Consider the following 16,142-nt stretch of genomic DNA (forward strand, 5'->3'; position numbering starts at 1 on the left):
CGCAGTGGTTGCCGTTGAAATAGCATCACCATAATGGTGACGCGCTCCTGGGTACTCAGGTGGTTGTATTGGGTAGACATGGCAACACCTTACATCAGGCGTTGCACTTGCTCCTTGAGACCGCCGAATGCCCGGTAAGAAGGAGGGGAGTGATGATTATCACCCTCCATCGAAAAGTTCGTCTTGAAGGATACCTCTTTGTCTCAGGTTAAATTTACGTTCACGTCCTGTGGTTGCCGTCAAGAAACTTAAATAACCCTCACTATTGCGACAGGCACCCGCTTGTCGATCAGGCGATAGGAGGCAAGCCATGACTAACGTTCAAAACAACATCAAAACTACCCTCGACGCCCAGACCGGACATGAGCTAACTTTCGACATCCGTTCAGGTGAAATCCTTGCGAGCCGAAAAGTCATTGTAAAGAAGCACACCATAACAACTGATGTTGGCAAGCAATGTCGTCACCCAGTCAATGCCCGAACCTCCGAAGAACTACTTGAGATTCTTTCCGTCCACGACCATTGGGCTGACAATCTGACCATCGAGGCCGACAAGCTGCTGGACCTGCTGGAGACCGGAGTAATAACAGCGGGCGCCGTCAAGTTGTTCCGGCAGATCCTCCTTGGATTGGCTGGTCGGAATATTTGGTTTGGCAAGCTGGGAAGCATCGGGACCAAACGGGAGATCGGAGAATTGAGCCGAGTTGGCTTAATCCGTGTGACCCGACAAGGGAAGACACTTCCGACCAAAGTAACTGTTCATCCGTGGTACGGCTGGCGCGGCGACCTGACCAGTCGGCAGTCCTACATTGGTGACTGGATCGACATTGGCATAGAGGATTGAGGTCAAGGTTCCGAAACTGCTACCAACACATGGCTGGAGACCATATCCACTGCGGGCTCTCGAACCCGCCGATATATATAAAAGACCAACTTGAAGGTCCCATGAGGGTGCCCGGGAAGAAGGAGGGAGTGATGATTATCACCCTCCATCGAAAAGGGCATCTTGAAGGAACCCATCTGCTTCAGCTCAACGAGCCAAGTCTGGGCAGACTGAATCCTCTCGCCCGTCGCTGGGCAATCAATTAAACAGAGTCTTTCTGATTGTTCCTTGTGCCATTCGCCAGAACCCTTGTCGTGGGTCTCTGTGCTGGTCGGTGGGAGTGAACTCAGAGAGCTATCAACAGGAGAAACGACCAATGCAAGAAATTATCCACACCGCCGAAATTACCTTCGAGAAGATCACCAAGGCTGGAGCGACAATCCCAACAACCCTCAACGGTTTGCCCGGCATGTCGTCCTTGGAGATCGCCGACATCACCGGCAAGCGGCATGACCGAGTTCTAAAGGACGCCAGGAAGATGCTCGAAGAGTTGGGCTTAATAGGAGTCGTCAAAACTGACGCGTCCTCCTTCGTTGAGACCAGCTACCAGAATAGCCAGAACAAAGCTCAGCCGATGGTCATCCTCGACAAGGAGCTAACCTTTACGCTCATCACGGGCTACAGCGTCAAGCTACGTCATCTGATCGTCAAACGCTGGCTTGAGCTTGAGGGTGCAGGCTTTGGGCGTGTGTCCGTGCAGGCCGCTGTGGTCCACCTGATCGAACGCGAGAAGGACAACCGGCAAGCTGCCCTTCATGCCATTAAGAAGGCTTCCAGGAAGGCCCCGCGACGGCCTCTAAGCTCTGATGAAAAAGAGCGCCAGCGTCTGGTTCAACTGGCGTGCAGGAATTCCCAAAGGGCCCTCGAGGATTTCTGACCAAGCTCAATGGACGGGAGGTGGCGCTAATAATTACTCGGTTGCTTTCTCCGGTAAAGTTTTCACTGAGGAGGGCGCTGGTTGAGGCCAAATGGCTGCGCTGATGGCCTGTAGAGCAGGGTTAATGAGGTACGGAGACGACTCTATGATATTCGGCGTCATACCTAACTCTTGATGCAATAACTGCTTCAGGATGTTCACGACAGGCTTGCCACGTCGCCACTTTGCCGGGTCCGATTCGTAGTCCTTGCGGGCACCATCTGCAATTGCAAAAGGGTCAGGTGCTTTGCCGCCCTTACGCTCGCGCTGCGCAACCTCAAATCGAATGTTGGTAAGTGCTTTTAGGCTCTTGTCCGTTGTTGTATCCGTTGCCTTATCTATGAGCTCCTGAGCGCGAGAAACTGATAACCCTGGATTCAGGTGGGCAAGGTGCTCTGCATTGATGAAGTAGCCCTCTGCATCGGAATGCTTGGTGAGGAAAGGGAAGCTTCCTATTGCCTTGATCTCCATTTCGAATTTATTGGCAGCATCATCGGCCATGTAGTCTCTATCGCGATGAAAAACGAAGTGAACCTGCGCGGCTCTGTCCGCGAGAAAGCTCCGAAGCACCTTTGCAGAGTCGATTTTCGTACACCCCGAGTAGGCTCTAATATCCGTTTCGTTCATTTTAAAACCATTGATACTGAGCAGCGATTGCAAGGCCTTGATTGAATCCGGAGCACTGTCCTCCGTCGCAAAGAGACACCTGATCGAACCTCCAGAAAAGTAATCAACAGAGTCAAGAGCTCCCAACTCCATGAGCTTAGACGCTGTCGATACACTGTCGAAGTCCACCTTCTCCCCCTTACTCACCCACAGAACCGATGCCCGCTCCCGCATGGCGTCGAGGACATGGCGTGAATGAGTGCTGATCAGCGCGCGGAAATTATGCTCAGTAGCAAGCTCTAAAATAAGGTTGCAGAGTGCGCGCTGATTGCTGGGGTGAAGGTGAGAATCTGGTTCGTCAAGGATCAGCACACTCGGACTAAACAGAGTGACGTACGCAACAATCTGGCTGGCTTGAAGTATTGAGGTGCCTGCTGCGTCAATTGGTAGCCTTGGATTACCCGGTCGAGTGAAGAAAATTTCGATGTGTTCATCCTGGTCTCGATCGAACTTCACTTCAAATTCGATCCCTTCGAAGAGCTGCTGCATTCCCAATTGAAAACGCTTCCATTGCCCTTGCCAGCTCACATATTCCTCGGCCGAAATCTTTCCTTGATCAAACAACGCAGCACGCTTGATCACCTCCGCATTTTCAGACTCTTTGAGCATGAAGAGAACGTTACGGAGTACCAGGTTGGCATCACCTCTCGCAACGATTCGCCGAACCAGCCCAGGAGATAAGTAGCGCTCTTCCTTGGCTATGCCCGCAAGGCCCGGTGCATAAATGGTGAAAGGCTTTGCTAAATCCATGAGGCGCTCACCAAGAGCTCTCCCATGAACCACAACGGCAATATTTCGATTACGACCGCGTCGGACGGAGACAACACATTTAGCGCCATCTGAACAAACAATCTCGATCTCAATCTGCGATTCAGCTGGCTCCTGTAGCTGCCCTCCATTTGCGAGTGAAAGCACATCTGCAACAGGAGAGTAAAGAAGCTGGGTGGGGTTAAACGAGACTTGGAATTTGTCCTTGGCCCAGTTGACACCCTCACCGACGAGCTTCGCGGTTTGTGCGACTGAGACCGCGAAATGCAGCGCTTGCAGCGCACTGCTTTTACCAGAATTGTTTGCTCCGATCAGGACAGTGGTGTCTTTTAAATCGAGCTGGAACTCATTTAGCTGTTTGAAGCGCTTTACGCTCAAGGTTTCGATTTTCGCGCTCAACGTTCTGTCCCTAAAGAGTCCATATCATTGCGAACTATTCTACCCTATTCCACTCGATCGCCACTCGGGTGATTCGCTGTCGTCTGCCGTTATGGATGGAAGGCTCATCATCAATGCAATGGACGGGTAGGAGGTAAAGCAATTGAGTGTCTGGATCTGGTGGCGTCGTGTTCCTTAACGGAAATCTGACAGAAATTTCCGAGACATCACCTCATTGATTCAATCCCTGGCAGGTTCCCCCGGTACGCCCTCGCTCAGATGCTTGGTCTGATGCTCTCGTGGGGTCCTTAGCGCGCCTATGTGCGCCACTGTAAGAATCCTTTCGACTGTCACAAGTGATGTCACAACCCCTGTCACAAACCGTTGCCAAGAGGCTGACGAGGTCGTTAGGATAGGTCTCCCTTTCTTCCTCCAGATTCTCAATCTGCAAACCGAAGATCCCGCGTTTCGCCCAGCAACAACGGACGATTCAGCTCCGTCACCTCGCGGATGTAATCCCACAACAGGGTGATCCGCTTGAGCTTGCGCAGGTCCTCGCGGCAGTACATCCAAAATTGCCGGGTGATGTTGATGTCCTCGGGCAATACCGGCAGCAGGCGCGGGTCCTGGGCGGCAAGGAAGCACGGCAGGATGGCCAGGGAGCGGCCCTGTTGTGCGGCGACGTATTGGGCGATGACGCTGGTGCTGCGCAGGTTGGCGCTGGCGCCGGGCACCACGTTGGCCAGGTATAAAAGCTCGGAACTGAACGCCAGGTCATCGACGTAGCTGACGAACGGGTGCCGCGCCAGGTCGGCGGGGCGGCGGATGGGCGGGTGTTGGTCCAGGTAGGCCTGGGTGGCGTAGAGCTGCAAGCGGTAGTCGCACAGTTTGCAGCACACGTAGGGCCCGTGTTCCGGGCGTTCTAGGGCGATCACGATGTCGGCTTCGCGCTTGGACAGGCTGATGAAGTGGGGCAGCGGCAGGATGTCCACGCTGATCGCCGGGTAGGCATCGACGAAGTGGCTCAACTGCGGGGTGATAAAGAAACTGCCAAAACCTTCAGTGCAACCCATGCGGATATGCCCCGACAGCGCCACGCCCGAGCCGGACACCTGCTCGCAGGCAATGTGCAGGGTGCTTTCGATCGACTCGGCGTACCCCAGCAACCGCTGGCCCTCGGCGGTGAGGACAAAGCCATTGGTGCGCGATTTCTCGAACAGCAGCGTGCCCAGCGCACCCTCCAGGGAACTGATGCGCCGCGACACGGTGGTGTAGTCCACCGCCAGGCGCTTGGCTGCGGTGCTGGCCTTGCGGGTGCGGGCCACCTCCAGGAAAAACTTGAGGTCGTCCCAGTTCAGCGAACCCAGGGAAGTGATGTTTTTTTGCATGTTGGACCGGTTTTTATGTGCGTACTTATTAGAAGTTTGCACATCTATACTCCAAAAACCGTCCGCCCACCAACCCGGACCCCCGCCTCATCCTCAAGGCCACCGCAGGCCTTGGCTCCTTGAACAACGACAAGATCTGGAGACCTGCATGAACGCTTCGCTTACTTCTGCCGATACCACCCTGCAACGGGCCAAGCTGTTGATCGATGGCCAGTGGGTCGAATCCCAAACCAGCGAATGGCACGACATCGTCAACCCGGCCACCCAGCAAGTGCTGGCCCAGGTGCCGTTCGCCACGGCCGCTGAAGTCAATGCCGCTATCGACGCCGCCCACCGCGCCTTCCAGACCTGGAAGCTGACGCCCATCGGCGCGCGCATGCGCATCATGCTCAAACTCCAGGCCTTGATCCGCGAACACTCCAAGCGCATCGCCGTGGTCCTCAGCGCCGAACAGGGCAAGACCCTCGCCGACGCCGAAGGCGATATTTTCCGTGGCCTGGAAGTGGTGGAGCACGCCTGTTCCATCGGCACCCTGCAAATGGGCGAATTTGCCGAGAACGTCGCCGGTGGCGTCGATACCTACACCCTGCGCCAGCCTATCGGCGTGTGCGCAGGCATCACCCCGTTCAACTTCCCGGCGATGATTCCTTTGTGGATGTTCCCCATGGCCATCGCCTGCGGCAACACCTTCGTGCTCAAGCCTTCGGAGCAGGACCCGCTGTCCACCCTGCTGCTGGTGGAGTTGGCGCTGGAAGCGGGCGTGCCACCGGGCGTGCTCAACGTGGTGCATGGCGGCAAGGACGTGGTCGATGCGCTCTGCACCCACAAAGACATCAAGGCCGTGTCCTTCGTTGGCTCCACCGCCGTGGGCACCCACGTCTATGACCTGGCCGGCAAGCACGGCAAGCGCGTGCAATCGATGATGGGCGCCAAGAACCACGCCGTGGTGCTGCCCGACGCCAACCGCGAGCAAACCCTCAACGCCCTGGTGGGTGCCGGTTTCGGCGCGGCCGGGCAGCGCTGCATGGCCACCTCGGTGGTGGTGCTGGTGGGTGCGGCCAAGCAATGGCTGCCGGACCTCAAGGCCCTGGCGCAAAAACTCAAGGTCAACGCGGGCAGTGAGCCGGGCACCGATGTCGGCCCGGTGATTTCCAAGCGCGCCAAGGAACGTGTGCTGGGCCTGATCGAAAGCGGCATCAAGGAAGGCGCCAAGCTGGAACTCGATGGCCGTGACATCAAAGTACCTGGCTACGAGCAAGGCAACTTCGTCGGCCCGACCCTGTTTTCCGGGGTGACCACCGACATGCAGATCTACACCCAGGAAATCTTCGGCCCGGTGCTGGTGGTGCTGGAGGTCGACACCCTCGATCAGGCCATTGCCCTGGTCAACGCCAACCCGTTCGGCAACGGCACCGGCCTGTTCACCCAGAGCGGCGCGGCGGCGCGCAAGTTCCAGAGCGAAATCGACGTCGGCCAGGTGGGCATCAACATCCCGATCCCGGTGCCGGTGCCGATGTTCAGCTTCACCGGCTCGCGTGGCTCGAAACTCGGTGACCTGGGGCCGTACGGCAAGCAAGTGGTGCAGTTCTATACCCAGACCAAAACCGTCACCAGCCGCTGGTTCGACGATGACAGCGTCAATGATGGCGTGAACACCACCATCAACCTGCGTTGAGGAAACAGCCATGAACATCGCATTTATCGGCTTGGGCAACATGGGCGCGCCCATGGCCCGCAACCTGCTCAAGGCCGGCCATTCGCTGCGCCTGTTCGACCTTAACCAAAGCGTGCTGGCGGAGCTGGCGCAACTGGGCGGCACCATCAGCGCCTCGCCCCGCGACGCCGCCCAAGGCGCCGAGTTGGTGATTACCATGCTGCCGGCCGCCGCCCATGTGCGCAGCGTGTGGCTGGGCGAGGAGGGCGTATTGGCCGGGATCGGCGCCGGCGTGCCCGCCGTCGATTGCAGCACCATCGACCCGCAGACCGCCCGCGACGTGGCGGCCGCGGCGGCCAAACAAGGCGTGGCCCTGGCCGATGCGCCGGTGTCGGGCGGCACGGGCGGCGCGGCGGCCGGGACCCTGACCTTTATGGTCGGCGCCACGCCCGAGTTGTTCGCCACCCTGCAACCGGTGCTGGCGCAGATGGGGCGCAACATCGTCCATTGCGGCGCGGTCGGTACGGGGCAGATCGCCAAGATCTGCAACAACCTGCTGCTGGGCATCTCCATGGTCGGCGTCAGCGAAGCCATGGCCCTGGGCGATGCCCTGGGCATCGACACCCAGGTGCTGGCGGGGATCATCAACAGCTCCACCGGGCGCTGCTGGAGCTCGGAGGCGTATAACCCGTGGCCGGGCGTGGTGGAAACCGCCCCGGCCTCGCGCGGCTACACCGGCGGTTTCGGCGCCGAGCTGATGCTCAAGGACCTGGGCCTGGCCACCGAAGCCGCCCGCCAGGCCCACCAACCGGTGGTGCTCGGTGCCGTGGCCCAGCAGCTGTACCAGGCCATGAGCCTGCGCGGCGAAGGTGGGCAGGATTTCTCGGCGATCATCAACAGCTATCGCAAGCCGCAGTAAGAGGCTTGGCCTAAAACTCAGTAGCAACAAAACCGGTGGGAGCGGGCCTGCCCGCGATAGCGCCACGCCAGACACCCGATGCAGGGCCTGGCACGCCGCTATCGCGAGCAGGCTCGCTCCCACCGTTGTTGTTCTTGGGTTTTTATCGATTGCCCATCAGGCAAACACAAAATACTTACGCACCGTTTCCACCACTTCCCACGTGCCTGTCATGCCCGGTTCCACGACAAAAATGTCGCCGGCGCGCAGGTGGATCGGCGCCATGCCGTCCGGGGTTATCACGCAGTAGCCTTCCTGGAAATGGCAGTACTCCCACTTCACGTATTCCACCCGCCATTTGCCGGGGGTGCAGATCCAGGTGCCCATGATCTTGCTGCCGTCTTCGCTGGTGTAGGCGTTGAGGTTGACGGTGTGCGGGTCGCCTTCCAGGCGTTGCCATTTGCAGGCGTCGAGCAGCGGCAGGGGGTGGGTGTCGCGTAGCACGGTAATGGGGGCGGACATGTTGGCTCCAGGTTGTCGGCAGAACAGAACCGGCACCCTAGCCCTTGCCTGCGCCGGCCAGTTGTCTGGGTTCGACACTGGGGTATCCGCAAGCGCAATGCCTGCGGCGGCGGGTGTTTGAAGAATCCTCCGGCAAAGGGCTTTTTTTTGGCAGCAAGTGCGAAATTCAGCGGAGGCTGTAGGAGAATTCGCAAGAATCTTGACGGCTATCGCTCGTATGATGCCTTTCAACGTGGCCGAGAACAGCACAATGAACAACACACCTGCGTGGTGGGACATCAGCCCGCCGTTGAGTAATGCAACGCCCACCTGGCCCGGCGACACGCCGTTCCAGGAAGAGCGCGTGTGGACCTTCGGGCCGCAGTGCCCGGTCAATGTCGGGCGCGTGACCCTGTCGCCGCACACCGGCGCCCATGTCGATGCGCCCCTGCATTACAGCCCCGAAGGCGCGGCCATCGGCCAGGTGCCGCTGGATGTCTACATGGGGCCGTGCCGCGTGCTGCATTGCCTGGACAGCGGCGAGCTGGTGCAACCGGAGCAACTGGCGGGGCAGCTTGAGGGCGTGCCCGCGCGCGTGCTGCTGCGCACCTATCGCCAGGCACCGCTGGACGTGTGGGACGAACACTTCACCGCCGTCGCCCCGGCCACCGTGGAGCTGCTCGCCAGCCTGGGGGTGCGCCTGCTCGGCATCGACACGCCGTCCCTGGACCCGCAGCAATCGAAAACCATGGACGCCCACAACGCCATCGCCCGCCACGGCATGGCGATCCTCGAAGGCATCGTCCTCGACGAAGTGGCGCCGGGGGATTACGAGTTGATCGCCTTGCCCCTGCGTTTCGCCAACCTGGACGCCAGCCCCGTGCGCGCGATCCTGCGCCCGCTCAAGCCCTGACTTAGCCCATAACGATGCGGGCGGCCCGAACCGCCCCAGCCCCGAGGAACCGCCGCAATGAGTCAATGCCCGTACTCCCCCTCCAACCAGGACGCCGACTGGCATAACGCCGAGCTGAATTTTTCCGATTCCATGAGCTACGGCGACTACCTGGACCTGGGCCGCATCCTCAGCGCCCAGCACCCGCTGTCGCCGGACCACAACGAACTGTTGTTCATCATCCAGCACCAGACCTCGGAGCTGTGGATGAAACTGATGCTTCACGAACTCAAGGCCGCCCGCGAACACATCCGCCTGAGCGAACTGCAACCGGCGTTCAAGATGCTGGCGCGGGTCTCGCGGATCTTCGATCAACTGGTGCACGCCTGGACCGTGCTGGCGACCATGACCCCCACCGAGTACCACTCGATCCGCCCGTTTTTGGGCCAGTCGTCGGGGTTCCAGTCGTTCCAGTACCGCGAGATCGAATTCCTCCTGGGCAACAAGAGTGCGACCCTGTTGCGCCCCCACGCCCATCGCCCGGAACTGCTCCAAGCCTTGCAGGAAGCGATTGTCACGCCGTCGCTGTATGACGAGGCGATCGGCCTGATGGTCAAGGCCGGCCTGCACATCGACCCGCAACGCTTTGAGCGTGACCCCAGCAGCCCGACCGCCCACGACCCGTCCGTGGAAGCGGCGTGGCGCGAGGTCTACACCGACCCCAAGCGCTACTGGGACCTGTACCAGTTGGCCGAGAAATTCATCGACCTGGAAGACTCCTTCCGCCAATGGCGCTTCCGCCACGTGACCACGGTGGAACGCATCATCGGCTTCCAACCCGGCACCGGCGGCACCGAAGGCGTGGGCTACCTGCGCAAAATGCTCGACACCGTGCTCTTCCCCGAACTGTGGCGCGTGCGCTCGACCCTCTGATTGCACGGCTGGGCGGGGCGCGCACAGGCCCATTGCTCACGGTAGGCCGGGGCGTTTGAGGTGGGCAGGGGGCTGCGCTTGCGCCTGGGGTTGCTGGGTGTCGGCCCAGGCGATGGGCGGGCCGCCGCCCCGGGCCATGCTCGCCCCCGCGGCCCGCACCAGCGAACCCCTTTGCAGCACCTGATCGAACACCACCCATGGGTAGAACTTGAGTTTGCCGGCCACAGACAGGGTGGTGAATTTCATGGAGGCCTCGGTCCGCCGCAGGGCGGGAGGCGGCCATCGTCATCACAACGGGTTGGGGCTGGCGAAACCGTGCGCCGGGGCCGGTAGTCGATAAACAGCGCGCTGCGTGCCGGCCAGGCTTGGAAACACAATCCAGTGTTATTAAACAATCACAATGCCTTGTTCTATTTGGATTTTTCGGTAGTTGCCGGGCGCTTGCCGTTTTCATAACGTTTGAAGTGTTGACGGGGATGCGCCTACTTGGGCAAGTTGGCGCCTTGAAAGTTGCAGGTGGTGTTGGGAGAAGAATTAGCTGCCTCGACTTTTATGGCTGCGGTAACACGCTTTCGGGGATTGAAGAAAGGAACTCACTATGTTTGACAAGGCCGTCGTGCCCGCGCGTTTGTGCATGTACGACTCTTCAGTTTCATTCGTGCATGGGCAAGTAGCGTTAAAACAACCGACGCTGCCGGAGCAGGGCACGCTCTATCAGGACTTTCGGGAATTTCAGGCCGACTTTGGTAACTTGCCCCTCGATGAATATATGAAAGAGGGTGACACTTATCGTCGGCGGCGTTTTAACGAAGTTCTGCTGCGCGATGAGGGGGAACATATAGCGTTGACCTTGAAACCGCTGCGGGGGTTTTTCCAGGAGGCGACGGTCAATGGTTATTCCGGTGGTGTCGAGCGGATTTATCAGCCCCTTGAACCGTCAACCACCAATAACCGGTTCCTGCATCAATTGATCGTTGATATGTACCTGTTGTTGCCCGCCGAACGCCGCGCGGTTTCCAGTACCTGGGATATCGGCATTCATCTGTACCGCATCACCGCCCAGCCCGATGTGCCCGGCCAGCCTGTGCCCGAAGGGCCGCACCGCGATGGCCACGAGTTCACTTCCATCACCCTGGTCAAACGCCACAACATCGAGGGCGGTGAAAGCCTGTTCTGCGATCAGCAAGCCCGGGTCAGGCTGCGCCATACCTTGCACCAGCCCCTGGAAACCGCCTTGTTCGACGATGCGCAGGGTTTGCATGACGTCACGCCCATCCACAGCCTGGATCGAGTGAACAGCGGCTACCGGGATATTTGCGGTTTTTCCCTGAACCCGTGCCCGCAATAACGTCAGCCTTTATTCAAGAAGAGGGTGGGAGCCGGTATGGGAACTAACGAGAGTGTAGGGCCGAACCTGTATTTGTTATCGGATGGGCAAGGGGCGTATGCCGGTAAACATCTGCTGGTGGATTTATACGGTGCACGCAATATCGATAATGTCGAAAGTGTCCGCCGTGCATTGGTGGCGGGCGTTGCCGCAGCGCGGGCGACGTTGTTGCACCAGTATTTTCATTACTTCACGCCCAATGGCGGCGTGTCGGGTGTTTGTGTGTTGGCCGAGTCGCATATTTCGATTCATAGCTGGCCAGAGTTCAATTATGCGGCGGTGGATATTTTCATGTGCGGTGACGCCGACCCGCATAAAGCCGTGGAAGTACTCAAACAATCATTCTCGCCATCGACGGTGGTCGTGGATGAAATTCGTCGTGGTAAAGACATTCTATAAGGAGCGGCATGATGTCGATTGATCTGTCCCAGGAAAACATGCGCAATGCCTACGTCAATATCTGGATCGGGGAAGTTTGGAATAAAGGCAATGTGAACTTCGTCGATTCGATATTTCACCCCGAGTTTGAAGACCACCGGCCGATTCCGCAGTTTGCCGGTAATTTGCAGGGCCACAAGTTAATGGCGGCGGACTGGCACCAGGCCTTTCCCGATGTGCGTTTCAACATCGAAAGCGTGATTGTGCAGGGCAATCAACTGGCCGCTCGCTACGTGGCCGAGGGCACCCATACCGGGGTGATCCTGGGCATCGAGGGCACGGGCGTGCCGGTGCGCCTGACCGGCATCGACATCTTCGGCTTCGAGGATGGCCTGGTGCGCCACTGGTGGCACGAAGAGGATTTCGACACCTTCATCCAGCCGATCCTGGCGGCGGATGCGCAACGTAAGCAAACGGTCTAGGAGGGCGTGGGCATGGACCTCAACAGGGCTGGGCACGCCGCCGAACACGCCTATCGCCGCGACCAGTTCGTCATGCCCCAGGGTTTGGTTTACCTGGCGGGCAACTCCTTGGGCCCGGCGGTGGCCGGGGTGGCGCAGCGCTTGGTGCAGACCTGCGAAGCGCAGTGGGGCCAGCAACTGGCGGGGGCCTGGAAAAAACACGGCTGGCTCGACGCGCTGCAGGCCATCGGCGACAAGATCGCCGGGCTGCTGGGCGCCGACCCGGGCACGACGTTGGTGTGCGATAGCACCTCGGTCAACCTGTTCAAGCTGTTGAACGCGGCATTGGCCCTGGACCCCACCCGCAAGGTGGTGCTGAGCGAGCAGGGGAATTTCTCCAGCGACCTCTATGTGGCCCAGAGTGTGGGCGTGCTGCACCCTGATATCGAGATCCGCATCGTGCCGCGCGCGGCCGTTGTCGATGCCCTCGATCGCTCGGTGGCGGTGCTGATGCTGTCCCATGTCGACTACCGCACGGGGCAAGCCCACGACCTGCACAGGCTCAATGAACAGGCGCGGGCGGTGGGGGCGTTGACGCTGTGGGATGTGTCCCACAGCGTCGGCATCATGGCGCTGGATTTCAACGCCAGCGGCGTCGATATGGCGGTGGGCTGCGGCTACAAGTATTTGAACGGCGGCCCGGGCGCGCCGGCGTTTGTCTACGCCAGGCGCGGGTTGCAGGAGCGCTTGCACAACCCGATCCAGGGTTGGTTGGGGCATGCCGAGCCGTTTGTGTTCAGTGACGGTTTTGTTCCGGCCGCCGGCATCAAGCGCATGCAGGTCGCCACCCCGACGACTTTTTCCCTGGTGGCGCTGGAGGCGGGCGTGGACTTGCTGCTGGAGGCCGGGATGCCCTGCGTCGAGGCCGGCAGCCGCGAGTTGTGCGCCCGGTTTATCGAGGCCTTGGCCCCCCACCTGCGTGCGGGCCGTGTTCGCTTGTTGCACGAGGTGGGCGGCGACAACCTCAGTGGTCATCTGGGGTTTTCGGTGGCCAATGCCCAGGCGCTGCACGACGGGCTGATGGCGCAGGGGATCGTCGCCGAGTATCGCTACCCGGACCTGCTGCGGGTGGCCTTCAACCCCCTCTACACCAGCGTCGATGACCTGGGGCGCAGCGTGGAAAGTCTTAATCGCCTGCTGGCGCGGGTTTGATGCCGCTCAAGGGAGTCACACGTGATGGAACATGAAGCTTTCAGGGATTCGCCGCAGCGCCGGGACAACCTGCTTCGGGCCCTACGCTGGCTGCAAAGCAGTGGCGTGGAGTACGTCTACATGCAGTTTCCGTCCATCACCGGGCGGTTGCAGGGCAAGGGCATTCCGGCGCGGCATTTTGCGCGTATGGCCGAGAAGGGGTTTTCCATGGTCTACGGCGCCACGGTGAATGTGGCGTTGGACCGCTTTGGCAATTACCTGGGTTACCCGCCCAACGCCTCGGAGTTGCTGGCCTACCCCGAGCCGGAAACCCTGGTGCAACTGCCCTGGGATAAACGGGTGGCGCGGGTGTTCTGCGCGCTGTTTCGCAACCCGGCCGACCCCACGTCGCCCGGCCAGCGCCTGGACGCCGATTGCCGGGGTAACCTGCGCGCCCAACACCAGGCCTTTGAGGCCCGCCACGGCCTGCGACTGCGGGCCGGGATGGAGCCGGAAATGATGTGGTTGCGCCAGCAAGCGGGCGAGCCGCGCTATGTGGGCGTGACCGAGCCGCGTTGCTACCACATCGGCCAGTTTGAAACCTTGCGCCCGGTGTACATGAAAGTGCTGGAATACGCCCACGCCATGGGCTTGGACATGATCCAGGGCGACCACGAGGATGCGCCGGGGCAGTTGGAACTCAACTTCGCCTTCGATGACGTGCTGGCCAGTTGTGATCGGCTGATGACCTATCGGCAGATTTGCCATCAAGTCGCCCGCGAGTTCGACCTGGTGGCGTGTTTTCTGCCCAAGCCGTTTGCCGGGGTTTCAGGCTCTGGGTGCCACTTCAACCTGTCGCTGTGGGATGGCGGGCACGCGGTGTTGCGCGAGGAGGTGTTCGCCCGCACCCAGGGCATGGAGGAGGTCTATAGCCACTATGAAGGCGGCATCAACCTGTTCCTGCCCGCGGCGGGTGACCCGGGCCTGACCGATGTGGGCAAGTTCGCCATTGGCGGCATCCAGCGCCATTTGAATGCCTTGACGGCGATTGCGGCGCCCACGGTCAATTCCTACAAGCGCCTGTGGGAAACCGGTTTCTGGGCGCCGGTGCGGGCCAACTGGGGGTATCAGAACCGTACCTGTGCGATTCGCGTGTCGGCACCGGACCGGGTCGAGTACCGCACCGCCGACGCCATCGTCAACCCGTACCTGATGGCCAGTGCGCTGTTGGCGGCGATTGACGATGGTTTGGCCAACCGTGTGGAGCCCGGCCCCGCCACGGACGGCGACAGCTATGGCGAGCACCCGGCGCCCACGGCCTATGTGCCGCGCAACCTGGGGCAAGCCCTTGAGGCGCTGGACCACGACCCGGTAGTGTCTGCGGCCCTGCCGGGGGATATGAAGGGCTTGTTCCAGGCCATCAAAACCAACGAGTGGCAGTCGTTCCTGGCCACCGTCACCCAGTGGGACTTTGACACCTACCTAGACCACACGCCTTGACCGCGAGGCTTCACGCCGGGCGCTTTTGCTCGGCGCGAAAGGCCAGGTAGTTGGAGGCGAAGATTATCAGCGCGCCGACAAACACCCAGGTTTCCAGGCTTTCGCCGTAGAGCATGAAGCCCACTACGGCGATCAGCGGCACGCGGAAAAAATCGATGGGTATGGCAATCGAGGCGTCCATCAGGTTCAGGGCCTTGGCCATGGCAAAGTGCGCGCTCAACCCGGTGACCCCCAGCAACACGATCCACGGCAGGCACGCCATGGGCGGGGTGCGCCATTGCGCCAGCGACAGGGCCAGGCCCAGGGGCAACTGCAACAGCACCATCCAGATCACGATGATCGCGGGGCTGCTGGTCAGGGTCAGGCGTTTGACCAGAATGATGGACGTGGCGTAGCACACGGCGGCCAGCAGCACGATGAGCGCGGCCGGCTCCAGGGTGGCCATGCCCGGGCGCAGCACCACCAACACGCCGATGAAACCGCCCAGGGCCGCCAGTACCCGGGCAGTGCTCATGCGTTCTTTGAGGAACACAAAGGCCAGCAGCGACACCCAGATCGGTGTGGTGAATTCCAGGGCAAACACCGTCACCAACGGCAGCGCCGCCACGCCCACCGTCCAGGCGTACTGCCCGGCAAAGTGCACCGCGTTCCTGGCCACTTGCAGGCCAAGGTCCCGGGCCTGGCGCAACTGGCGGCGCTGGCGGTAGATCAACGGGGCAATAATCAACAGCCCGACAAAGGAGCGGAAAAACAGGATCTGGAAAATGGACATGAACGCGGAAAGTTCGCGGGAAGCCACCGCCATGCCCATGAAGGAGAGCAGGCTGGCGATCATCCACAGCACGCCGGCGAGCGGCACCTTGATGGGGGACATGCGGGTTCCTCTGGGGGCGGTCATTGGGTTCGCGCCTGCACGTGTACGGTGCCCAGTTTGGCCACCAGGTAATCAATAAAACGCCGGGCTTTGAGCGGTAGGTTAATGCCGTTGGGGTAAAGAATATTGACCGGCGAAGTGGCGAACTCATGTTCGGGGAATAAACGAATCAGAGTGTTGGCCTCAATATCATCCTTGAGCATCCAGGCCGGCAATGCCGCAATGCCCAGGTCGAACAACGCCATTTGATGAATCAGGGTCAGTGAGTTAGAGGCATAACGAATATTGGGCTTGACGATGAATACGTCGCCCGGTTGTTTGCGCAACACCCACTTGCCTTCTTTATACAGGGCGGCGGCAAAAACTGAGTGCAACACCTGACCTTTCCGGTACGGTGCTGCCCCTATGTCCTATTCCGAACTCAGCGTTGAAGAACGCGCCACCATTCAAATCGGCAATGCCCAAGGCTTCAGC

Annotated in this window: 17 protein-coding genes; 11 read left to right on the forward strand and 6 right to left on the reverse strand. The window is 60.1% G+C overall.

Features of this window, described 5'->3' with window-relative positions; all coding sequences use genetic code 11:
• The first annotated feature begins 310 nt into the window (after positions 1-310).
• Positions 311-844, forward strand: coding sequence for a hypothetical protein (locus tag AC19YR_RS23280; protein ID WP_500600309.1), 534 nt, complete (start codon positions 311-313; stop codon positions 842-844).
• Between the two features lie 355 nt (positions 845-1,199).
• Entirely contained in the window at positions 1,200-1,760 is a 561-nt protein-coding gene (locus AC19YR_RS23285; RefSeq protein WP_500600310.1) for a Rha family transcriptional regulator, read from the forward strand.
• A 33-nt stretch (positions 1,761-1,793) separates the two neighbouring features.
• Here AC19YR_RS23285 and AC19YR_RS23290 read toward each other — a convergent pair whose 3' ends face one another.
• On the reverse strand, positions 1,794-3,632 hold the full coding sequence (locus tag AC19YR_RS23290) for an AAA family ATPase (protein WP_500600311.1): 1,839 nt from the start codon (positions 3,630-3,632) through the stop codon (positions 1,794-1,796).
• Between the two features lie 419 nt (positions 3,633-4,051).
• Positions 4,052-4,999, reverse strand: coding sequence for a LysR family transcriptional regulator (locus AC19YR_RS23295; RefSeq protein ID WP_500600312.1), 948 nt, complete (start codon positions 4,997-4,999; stop codon positions 4,052-4,054).
• Between the two features lie 148 nt (positions 5,000-5,147).
• On the opposite strand from AC19YR_RS23295, the gene AC19YR_RS23300 reads away from it, so the two are divergent.
• Positions 5,148-6,674, forward strand: a complete 1,527-nt coding sequence (locus tag AC19YR_RS23300) for a CoA-acylating methylmalonate-semialdehyde dehydrogenase (protein WP_095105743.1) — start codon at positions 5,148-5,150, stop codon at positions 6,672-6,674.
• 10 nt (positions 6,675-6,684) lie between these two features.
• A complete protein-coding gene (gene mmsB / locus AC19YR_RS23305; protein WP_500600313.1) occupies positions 6,685-7,572 on the forward strand; it encodes a 3-hydroxyisobutyrate dehydrogenase in 888 nt (295 codons plus the stop codon).
• A gap of 156 nt (positions 7,573-7,728) precedes the next feature.
• Here mmsB and AC19YR_RS23310 read toward each other — a convergent pair whose 3' ends face one another.
• A complete protein-coding gene (locus AC19YR_RS23310) occupies positions 7,729-8,073 on the reverse strand; it encodes a cupin domain-containing protein (RefSeq protein ID WP_095105749.1) in 345 nt (114 codons plus the stop codon).
• 250 nt (positions 8,074-8,323) lie between these two features.
• On the opposite strand from AC19YR_RS23310, the gene kynB reads away from it, so the two are divergent.
• Complete coding sequence (gene kynB, locus AC19YR_RS23315; RefSeq protein WP_095106982.1) at positions 8,324-8,965, forward strand: arylformamidase; 642 nt, start codon at positions 8,324-8,326, stop codon at positions 8,963-8,965.
• Positions 8,966-9,022: 57 nt separating this feature from the next.
• The gene (gene kynA, locus AC19YR_RS23320) at positions 9,023-9,877 is read left to right on the forward strand and encodes a tryptophan 2,3-dioxygenase (RefSeq protein WP_095105752.1); all 855 of its coding nucleotides are present in this window, start codon (positions 9,023-9,025) and stop codon (positions 9,875-9,877) included.
• Between the two features lie 36 nt (positions 9,878-9,913).
• Here the strand turns inward: kynA and AC19YR_RS23325 are convergent, their stop codons facing one another.
• Positions 9,914-10,123, reverse strand: coding sequence for a hypothetical protein (locus AC19YR_RS23325; protein ID WP_500600314.1), 210 nt, complete (start codon positions 10,121-10,123; stop codon positions 9,914-9,916).
• A gap of 352 nt (positions 10,124-10,475) precedes the next feature.
• On the opposite strand from AC19YR_RS23325, the gene AC19YR_RS23330 reads away from it, so the two are divergent.
• Genes AC19YR_RS23330 through AC19YR_RS23350 form a run of 5 tightly spaced genes read left to right on the forward strand, consistent with a single transcriptional unit; the run spans position 10,476 to position 14,794 of the window.
• The gene (locus tag AC19YR_RS23330; protein ID WP_500600315.1) at positions 10,476-11,225 is read left to right on the forward strand and encodes a 2OG-Fe dioxygenase family protein; all 750 of its coding nucleotides are present in this window, start codon (positions 10,476-10,478) and stop codon (positions 11,223-11,225) included.
• Positions 11,226-11,261: 36 nt separating this feature from the next.
• The gene (gene speD / locus AC19YR_RS23335; protein ID WP_500600316.1) at positions 11,262-11,663 is read left to right on the forward strand and encodes an adenosylmethionine decarboxylase; all 402 of its coding nucleotides are present in this window, start codon (positions 11,262-11,264) and stop codon (positions 11,661-11,663) included.
• Between the two features lie 11 nt (positions 11,664-11,674).
• Entirely contained in the window at positions 11,675-12,124 is a 450-nt protein-coding gene (locus AC19YR_RS23340; RefSeq protein ID WP_176465017.1) for an ester cyclase, read from the forward strand.
• 12 nt (positions 12,125-12,136) lie between these two features.
• The gene (locus AC19YR_RS23345) at positions 12,137-13,315 is read left to right on the forward strand and encodes an aminotransferase class V-fold PLP-dependent enzyme (RefSeq protein WP_500600317.1); all 1,179 of its coding nucleotides are present in this window, start codon (positions 12,137-12,139) and stop codon (positions 13,313-13,315) included.
• A 24-nt stretch (positions 13,316-13,339) separates the two neighbouring features.
• A complete protein-coding gene (locus AC19YR_RS23350; protein ID WP_500600318.1) occupies positions 13,340-14,794 on the forward strand; it encodes a glutamine synthetase family protein in 1,455 nt (484 codons plus the stop codon).
• Positions 14,795-14,804: 10 nt separating this feature from the next.
• On the opposite strand, the gene AC19YR_RS23355 is transcribed toward AC19YR_RS23350, so the two are convergent.
• On the reverse strand, positions 14,805-15,668 hold the full coding sequence (locus AC19YR_RS23355; RefSeq protein WP_500600319.1) for a DMT family transporter: 864 nt from the start codon (positions 15,666-15,668) through the stop codon (positions 14,805-14,807).
• 20 nt (positions 15,669-15,688) lie between these two features.
• Positions 15,689-16,045: a LysR substrate-binding domain-containing protein gene (locus tag AC19YR_RS23360; RefSeq protein WP_500600320.1), complete on the reverse strand. Its 357-nt coding sequence runs from the start codon at positions 16,043-16,045 to the stop codon at positions 15,689-15,691.
• Positions 16,046-16,142 lie beyond the last annotated feature (97 nt).

The sequence above is a fragment of the Pseudomonas sp. MF08817 genome (genome assembly GCF_059862705.1).

Excerpts from the sequence above, each read along its gene's own strand:
- kynA (WP_095105752.1), top strand. The coding sequence starts at position 9,023 with ATGAGTCAATGCCCGTACTCCCCCTCCAACCAGGACGCCGACTGGCAT.
- AC19YR_RS23300 (WP_095105743.1), top strand. The coding sequence starts at position 5,148 with ATGAACGCTTCGCTTACTTCTGCCGATACCACCCTGCAACGGGCCAAG.
- mmsB (WP_500600313.1), top strand. The coding sequence starts at position 6,685 with ATGAACATCGCATTTATCGGCTTGGGCAACATGGGCGCGCCCATGGCC.
- AC19YR_RS23295 (WP_500600312.1), bottom strand. The coding sequence starts at position 4,999 with ATGCAAAAAAACATCACTTCCCTGGGTTCGCTGAACTGGGACGACCTC.
- AC19YR_RS23280 (WP_500600309.1), top strand. The coding sequence starts at position 311 with ATGACTAACGTTCAAAACAACATCAAAACTACCCTCGACGCCCAGACC.
- AC19YR_RS23325 (WP_500600314.1), bottom strand. The coding sequence starts at position 10,123 with ATGAAATTCACCACCCTGTCTGTGGCCGGCAAACTCAAGTTCTACCCA.
- AC19YR_RS23350 (WP_500600318.1), top strand. The coding sequence starts at position 13,340 with ATGGAACATGAAGCTTTCAGGGATTCGCCGCAGCGCCGGGACAACCTG.
- AC19YR_RS23310 (WP_095105749.1), bottom strand. The coding sequence starts at position 8,073 with ATGTCCGCCCCCATTACCGTGCTACGCGACACCCACCCCCTGCCGCTG.
- kynB (WP_095106982.1), top strand. The coding sequence starts at position 8,324 with ATGAACAACACACCTGCGTGGTGGGACATCAGCCCGCCGTTGAGTAAT.
- AC19YR_RS23285 (WP_500600310.1), top strand. The coding sequence starts at position 1,200 with ATGCAAGAAATTATCCACACCGCCGAAATTACCTTCGAGAAGATCACC.
- AC19YR_RS23330 (WP_500600315.1), top strand. The coding sequence starts at position 10,476 with ATGTTTGACAAGGCCGTCGTGCCCGCGCGTTTGTGCATGTACGACTCT.
- speD (WP_500600316.1), top strand. The coding sequence starts at position 11,262 with ATGGGAACTAACGAGAGTGTAGGGCCGAACCTGTATTTGTTATCGGAT.
- AC19YR_RS23340 (WP_176465017.1), top strand. The coding sequence starts at position 11,675 with ATGTCGATTGATCTGTCCCAGGAAAACATGCGCAATGCCTACGTCAAT.
- AC19YR_RS23355 (WP_500600319.1), bottom strand. The coding sequence starts at position 15,668 with ATGTCCCCCATCAAGGTGCCGCTCGCCGGCGTGCTGTGGATGATCGCC.
- AC19YR_RS23345 (WP_500600317.1), top strand. The coding sequence starts at position 12,137 with ATGGACCTCAACAGGGCTGGGCACGCCGCCGAACACGCCTATCGCCGC.